The organism is Psychrobacter sp. AOP7-B1-24 (assembly GCF_052376215.1).
Taxonomy (GTDB): Bacteria; Pseudomonadota; Gammaproteobacteria; order Pseudomonadales; family Moraxellaceae; genus Psychrobacter.
On the sequence record NZ_JBQSVL010000104.1, the window covers coordinates 1 to 6933 of the forward strand.

4 protein-coding genes, 1 pseudogene and 1 CRISPR repeat array are annotated in these 6933 nt (G+C 42.1%); all 5 genes and pseudogenes read right to left on the minus strand.

What is annotated here, in order from left to right; genetic code table 11:
- Positions 1–30: 30 nt before the first annotated feature.
- A CRISPR array of direct repeats spans positions 31–1378; the repeat unit is 28 nt; unit sequence TTTCTAAGTCACCTGAGCGGTGATGAAG.
- A gap of 178 nt (positions 1379–1556) precedes the next feature.
- Positions 1557–2171, minus strand: a complete 615-nt coding sequence (gene cas6f, locus ACT3QP_RS13580) for a type I-F CRISPR-associated endoribonuclease Cas6/Csy4 (RefSeq protein ID WP_442440349.1) — start codon at positions 2169–2171, stop codon at positions 1557–1559.
- Between the two features lie 3 nt (positions 2172–2174).
- The gene (gene csy3, locus ACT3QP_RS13585; protein WP_442440348.1) at positions 2175–3200 is read right to left on the minus strand and encodes a type I-F CRISPR-associated protein Csy3; all 1026 of its coding nucleotides are present in this window, start codon (positions 3198–3200) and stop codon (positions 2175–2177) included.
- A gap of 67 nt (positions 3201–3267) precedes the next feature.
- The gene (csy2, locus tag ACT3QP_RS13590; protein WP_442440347.1) at positions 3268–4239 is read right to left on the minus strand and encodes a type I-F CRISPR-associated protein Csy2; all 972 of its coding nucleotides are present in this window, start codon (positions 4237–4239) and stop codon (positions 3268–3270) included.
- On the minus strand, positions 4236–5615 hold the full coding sequence (gene csy1, locus ACT3QP_RS13595; RefSeq protein ID WP_442440346.1) for a type I-F CRISPR-associated protein Csy1: 1380 nt from the start codon (positions 5613–5615) through the stop codon (positions 4236–4238). The genes csy2 and csy1 overlap by 4 nt, the downstream gene beginning before the upstream one ends.
- Positions 5616–5732: 117 nt before the next feature.
- A pseudogene (locus ACT3QP_RS13600) lies at positions 5733–6933 on the minus strand (type I-F CRISPR-associated helicase Cas3f); the annotation flags it as partial.

Genomic DNA, 6933 nt, shown 5'->3' on the forward strand with positions numbered 1-6933 from the left:
GTATTTTGTTTATCTCCATCGTCTTGTTCATTTCTAAGTCACCTGAGCGGTGATGAAGGCTGATAGATATGTGAGCAAATGGGGCTTAGATTTCTAAGTCACCTGAGCGGTGATGAAGACTGAGTCATTAACCCCACTGGTTTTTCAGTTTTTCTAAGTCACCTGAGCGGTGATGAAGATAACAGCGGAATTGGCAGAACTACGGAGAATTTTCTAAGTCACCTGAGCGGTGATGAAGGAGCGCAAGAAGGCTGAAAAGCGAGCGCAAGCTTTCTAAGTCACCTGAGCGGTGATGAAGGCGCGTGTAGGGCACAATATAAGCAAAGCCTATTTCTAAGTCACCTGAGCGGTGATGAAGAATAAAAACTTATTGCCCATGCTTAAGGCTGTTTTCTAAGTCACCTGAGCGGTGATGAAGGAGCGCAAGAAGGCTGAAAAGCGAGCGCAAGCTTTCTAAGTCACCTGAGCGGTGATGAAGGATACGGAAGCTACGTTTAAGCAGCTTGTTATTTTCTAAGTCACCTGAGCGGTGATGAAGCGATCAAACATAATGGTCAGAGCGGTGTTGATTTTCTAAGTCACCTGAGCGGTGATGAAGTTTTGAGCTGTATCAGCTAATAATTCTTTTGTTTTCTAAGTCACCTGAGCGGTGATGAAGAACCCGATATTATTAACGACATTATGCGTAATTTTCTAAGTCACCTGAGCGGTGATGAAGCTTTATCGAAAAACATCAAAATGTGCATGTGCTTTCTAAGTCACCTGAGCGGTGATGAAGATGTCAATCTGTTAAAATTTAGCGCATTGTCGTTTCTAAGTCACCTGAGCGGTGATGAAGATCATCGCGGTCGCAGACTATTTTACCAAAAATTTCTAAGTCACCTGAGCGGTGATGAAGAAGGTGACAGCTGGGTTGAGGTGGACAGCGTGTTTCTAAGTCACCTGAGCGGTGATGAAGGCTTGGCGTTCGCAAGCAAATAGATTTTTATCTTTCTAAGTCACCTGAGCGGTGATGAAGGGCCGCTATCAATGTATGCTTGCACCGCTATTTTTCTAAGTCACCTGAGCGGTGATGAAGGCTTTACTGGTCAATTAGAAGGCTCATTTAGTTTTCTAAGTCACCTGAGCGGTGATGAAGGCTCTAATTCATCGAGTAGTGCCAAAAATAAATTTCTAAGTCACCTGAGCGGTGATGAAGATATAAAGCAATCTAGCGCACATTTTTACATCTTTCTAAGTCACCTGAGCGGTGATGAAGGCTGATCTAAAACTTCTTGACCTTTTCGCGTTTTTCTAAGTCACCTGAGCGGTGATGAAGCATCTTTTGCGTAATTAGCCCTTGCTCTATACTTTCTAAGTCACCTGAGCGGTGATGAAGAGGAATTATACCTCAAAAAAATAAGTTACAGCAAGGCGTAGAGGGCAAAACACCCTATTTTACCCTCCAATTTTCACATTGCTATAACTTATTGATTTAAATACAAGTTTTTAAACAGTCAGAAAAAAGGGTTTTTACGCCCTATTTTTGGGTAATTCGTCATTACCTCGACCAGTGCTTACCAATGTGGCACGGTAATACTATTTGTCATACCGTTCATACCATACACCGTAAATCGACCTGCCTTTGCCTCACTACGAGGTTGTTGCAAGACTTTTAAGGGGTAATAACTCTTATTGGTTTCGCTACGCATTCGAATAAATGGCAGTGCCATTTCAGGCTTGCGTTTGGCGACGATAACCATCGCTTCATCGTAGCTGATCGATAGCTTTTTGGCTAAGGTTTGCGCTTGCACATCGATAGGCTTGAAGCGATAGCGATGCACACTAACATAACTTATTGGTCTATCTGTCGGTACTTGTTTGATACCTTTGATATGAACATAATCGGTTAATTTCGCTAACCATTTATCGATATTGAGAGTGTCTAGCTCTCTTTGGCTAGGAGCGAAGATGCGAAGTTTCAGCCCTAACTTGGATGATTTTCCTTTTTCATCATAATGATAATCAGGGAAGCTGACACCGATGGATTCAATGCCATGCTTGTTTTTCATCTCTGCTAGTGCAATATGAAATTGGGCAAATAATTTACTCCAAATAAAATAAGGCGCTATTTCAGGCTCAGGGATGATGGTAATTTCCTGATAATGAGTAAGGTTTGTTGACTCAGTCATCACTTACTCCTTGCCGCTAGCACCGAACACGCCACCACGGATAAGCACACCCATGACATAATGCTGCTGATTGACGTCTGGCGCATCACCTTTCAATACCCAATTATCAAACAGGCTATAAAAATCCATTTTGGCTTTAGGTTGGCGAAAGGCCGTACCTAAAGTAGTCACTGCGCCGTAAGGTTCGACGGCGATGGGAAATTCAGCATCAGGGTACCAGTCATCAATGGTGCGAATGGCGTTGCCGACTTTCTGTGAGTGCATACCAGCATTGTCTTCAGAGCCTTTTTTGTCGCTGACACGGTATAAAACTTTGCTTTTTTTACTGCCTGTATCGAGGATTAGCTCCTGTGAAGGGTAGACCTCTTGACCATAACCGATGATGGCTTGTGCCTCTACATATAAAATGATGAACTCATCACCGTTTAGACCTGCTTTAATCCAATCGGTTACTTGTTTAACCGTAGCGTCATCACTCTCAAAGTTTTTAAGGCTATACGTTTTTGCATCGTCAACAGTGACGGTTTGTTGATTGCACTTGACCGTTACTTTGATACTTTCAGTGCCTACACGATTGCGCCATAACCAACGCGCATTGAGTATATTGATGGCATAGCGCCGCGCCAATTCGTCAACACCTTGAGCGTCGATATAATCAGCGACCACCTGCTCTAAAGCCTGTTGATAATTTTGATCATTACAGACATTAGGTTTACCAGTAAAAGGTAATACTTTGAGACTAAAGCGAGCAATTAAGGTGTCATTGTTTTCATCCAATGACGCCGAATCTACTTTTTGTAAGTTGGCTTTTTCGGTCTCGGCGTCCAGTTTGGCTGGGTCATTAGTAATGGTATTTTTTAAACGATTACTAATTGTTCCGCGTACAGACTTTTCTTTGATAAGGACGGGTGAAGCCGTTTCATTCTCGCTATTTTCTTGACTGTTTTTTTGCCATAGGTAGGCATCTGATACATCTAGATTGCGCTCAAAGGCCAAAACAGAAGCGGTTTTTAGGGCAGTTTTTGACATGTAATTCTCCATGATTATAAGGTTAAATTAAACGTGTTATAAAGGCATTTTTTTAAACAAAGTAAAGTTAAAATTCTTGATTTTGAGTAACTAAATAAAGTGATTCATCGGCGTCATGACGATAGCGCCAAAAAGCATTGGCAATATCATTATCACCGCCGACACTGTTGAGGCGCTGCGGGTATACCCATTTACCAAGGCTATAAATCGCTTCAACATATTGACTAGAATATTCAGGGTTGCGTACGTTTTGCATTGTGCCAGGGTCATATAAATCAGAGATACCTTGATAACCTATTGGTATCGGCACAAGCCAGCCATGACCACTTTTATGCGAAGTGGTTACCCATTTGGTATCACCGTTTTTTTGAGTTTCAGGAATATGATGTAACGCGCAAATATCTATCAACACATCTAGCGGCGTCGCATCTGGATTATCGATCTGTACTTTATCGATAATATCGGCAAAATTGTCTTGCGCATCCATCAGTACAAAAGCTGGAAGTAACTGCGGAGTAATGGTGCTGATGTCATCCTTATCAAAAAATTGTACTGGCGCAAACCTTGCCAAGCCCCTTACGCTACCGCCAGCCATACGCTGCTGTTGTAGCCATTGCTTGGTTTTTTGCATGGCGTAGTTTTGCTGTTCATGATTTAAAGTATCTGTACCTAATATCTCGACTACAAAGCTCATCGTTAAATGACACTTACCTTCTTCAATAATTGACGCGGTTTTGCCATCCTTTTTGATAGGATTACGTGTTTGATTAAAAGTGTAATTATTATAACGATTAGGTCGATACATGTGCGGTTGGCAGTCGTGACAGGCCAACAATACACCGCCTAAACATATATCAGACAACTGCTCATCATCTGCCATTTTGTGTGACATCGCATGAAAGCTACCCAAAAAGCCAGTGATAGCAGGGAAGCCATAAGTCAGCGGACTTGAGATAGTATTCGCTCCTTCAATGACGACCTTTTTAAACATCAAATAGCCAACCACATCCATACTATTGTCATCGTCTATGCGGCTCATAAAAATACTCCTTTGCCTGCGCGCTCATAGCGTTTTTTCATATCTTCAATCTCGCGCTCCCACTCTAAATGCTCGGCATCGCCAAAATCACTGGCAATTTGCTTAAATTCAGCTTGCATCAAGGTATTGAGCCAACGCGCAAAACGGTGAATAATTTGACTATGCCAAGCATCATCTTGCTCACGCTCTGCTTTGAAATCTTCTTCACCATCGAGATCAGCGCGTTTGGGGTCGAGCCAAAGTTTCTCAATGTGGTCAAGCTCGTAGTCTTTTGACCAACCAGCAGGCAGGTTGCTGCGAATATCTTCTGCAGCAGCAAATATTTGATGCAACACTTCATCGGTAGCGTGTTTGCGAGCATCTCTAACATCGACGATATTGCGCTTGTCTTTAATAGCTTTAAAGATATTTTGGATTGCCTCACGCGCATTATATTCCATAGCAGCGCTAAAGATACTATTGGCAAATTTGGATAATTTAAACGCGCGTTCTTGCTTAATGGTCGGTGGCAGTGAGGGGAGGAGATAATTGCGACCACCTTGTTTGCTCATAAGTAAGCTGACATTTTGTGGTTTTGTACCCCCAAGCTGAACGGTTGCCAAATCGTTTAAGCTCACATAAGGTTGCTGCTCAGCAGTCTTTTTAAAACGGTTATCACGGGCAACTTTGTTATCATCAGAAAACTTAAGGTGATTGATGCGCTGATAAACTTCATGAGTGAGTACAGAAGGGTAGAGTGGAATAATATTAATATAATCAAGCTGCGCAATATCCGTTTCTTCATAAGCGTTAGTCACCCATAATGTTTGTTTATTACGCTCGTGAGTGACAGGCTCAGTAATGATATTCTGTAATGCAGTTTTGAAGGTTTGCTGATAGGTATTTGCAAGGCCTTGGTCACTAGCAAGTGAAGCGCTAAAATCAGTATTATTAGTTAGGATTAGATCACGAATTTTGGTGTTCTTATCTACTTCAAAATCAAAAAAAGCGGCAAGCGGCAGCGCAGCAGCATTACCATTAGCATCAATATAGTTACTATCTATAGAGTGCGTGCCTACAAGGGTTGCTGGCAAATGGTTTACTGCTTCAAAACTAATATTATCACCCTTAGCGTCAGGGTGTACCCCTTTTGAGATATGCGTACCGAAGTTCAGCTGCTTTGCCATACGAGTTGCGGCATCAGGAATCCAATTGCCGACGGTATATTTTTCTTTAGCTTCTGCTAACGTCGCTTTTAATTCAGCAGTTTTTTTATGGTCGCCACTTTCAATAGCTTTAGAGAGCTGCTTTTGCTGAATCTCTGTTTTTTTATCATATAGGCTTGTAAGGGCAGCTTTTACTGCATTGCTCGCCAGCTCTGGGGGGATATCGTTCAAGATAAGCTCCTTTTATAATTTGCAAAGTTTAGTCGTAATTCGAAGTGTTAAACTGTAATTGTCTCTTTAGATAAGTCTTTATAATTATTCAAAATCATGATTTTTCGTGCCAATAACTCACTCCCGCACAAAACCAAAAAACTCATGAAACGCCCAGCCCTGACTGTTATTAGCCTTAATGCTATCAAGTGATACCGATGAGTAGGTAGTGGCTAACGAACGCAAGCTCTTATCAGGCTGAGCCACTTTTAAGTCCTGCAAGACGTCATTCAATGAAGTGCTTAACCACGGCTTTATTTGCGCGTGCTCAAAATTAAAGTCTAGCGGCTGAATGGTTTTATTATGAATGGTAGATTTAACTAAACCTTTTTCAAATACATCCTCACTATAGTAAGCATCAAACCCTGTCGTTGGCACATCAGTTTCTTCATCATCATTAACCATGCGCGGAATTAATAACCAATCGTCTTGCGGAGTGCCCGCTCGAAAAGGACTGATTTGCTGTAGATGAGTATGGGTACGGTTAGCAGTAGCTTTGCTATCCCAATAGGCATTGACATAGTTAAGCTTAGGGTTGTTAAGTAGATGCCGCATAACTTGATGTTCAAGGTCGCTCAGCGTTGCTATTACTGGTTTGGCTGTTGTGTTAGGCGTTGCTACTATTCTAGGTCTGGCATCAACTTGTGCCAGCTGTTTAGCTGTCATCAACTCACTCAAATCGTAGCTTGGCGGCTTAAACAAGGTTGTCTCAAACCCAGGATGCGTAAAGATAGGGCGCTTATTATTAAGGTGTTTAAAGTAACGAATATTATATTGCAGCAGTAAGAGGTTGGGCTCACTAGCGACCTTATCAGGACGATGCCGCCAAACCCGTCCAGCCAATTGAATAATGGAGCGCATTGAGGAGGGTTCTACTATCGCCCAATCATAATCATGGTCGCGCCCGACTTCTGCGACAGGAGTGGCAAGAACCATAAAAACATGGTTCTTGGCAGGATTTTTAGCAATCGCTTGCTGTATTTCAACATGATCAAAAATAGTCGTTTTACTATCACTACGGTCTAAAATTCTATCCAGCTTATTCTCCAAAGCGTTGCGCAGTAGTAAAAGCTGCTTAGCGTGATAGCACGCTACATGTATAACCGTGTCATCTGTCACCGTTATGCTGTCTGCTTTAAATAACTGCATAGCGATATTGGTAATGTTGTTAATATTGGCAACGCGAATGAGTCCAATGCTTGCCCGCACATCTTTATCAGCTTGAAGCTTATTATCAAACACTTCATGATGCTTATCGTGCAAGCTTATGGCTGCATTG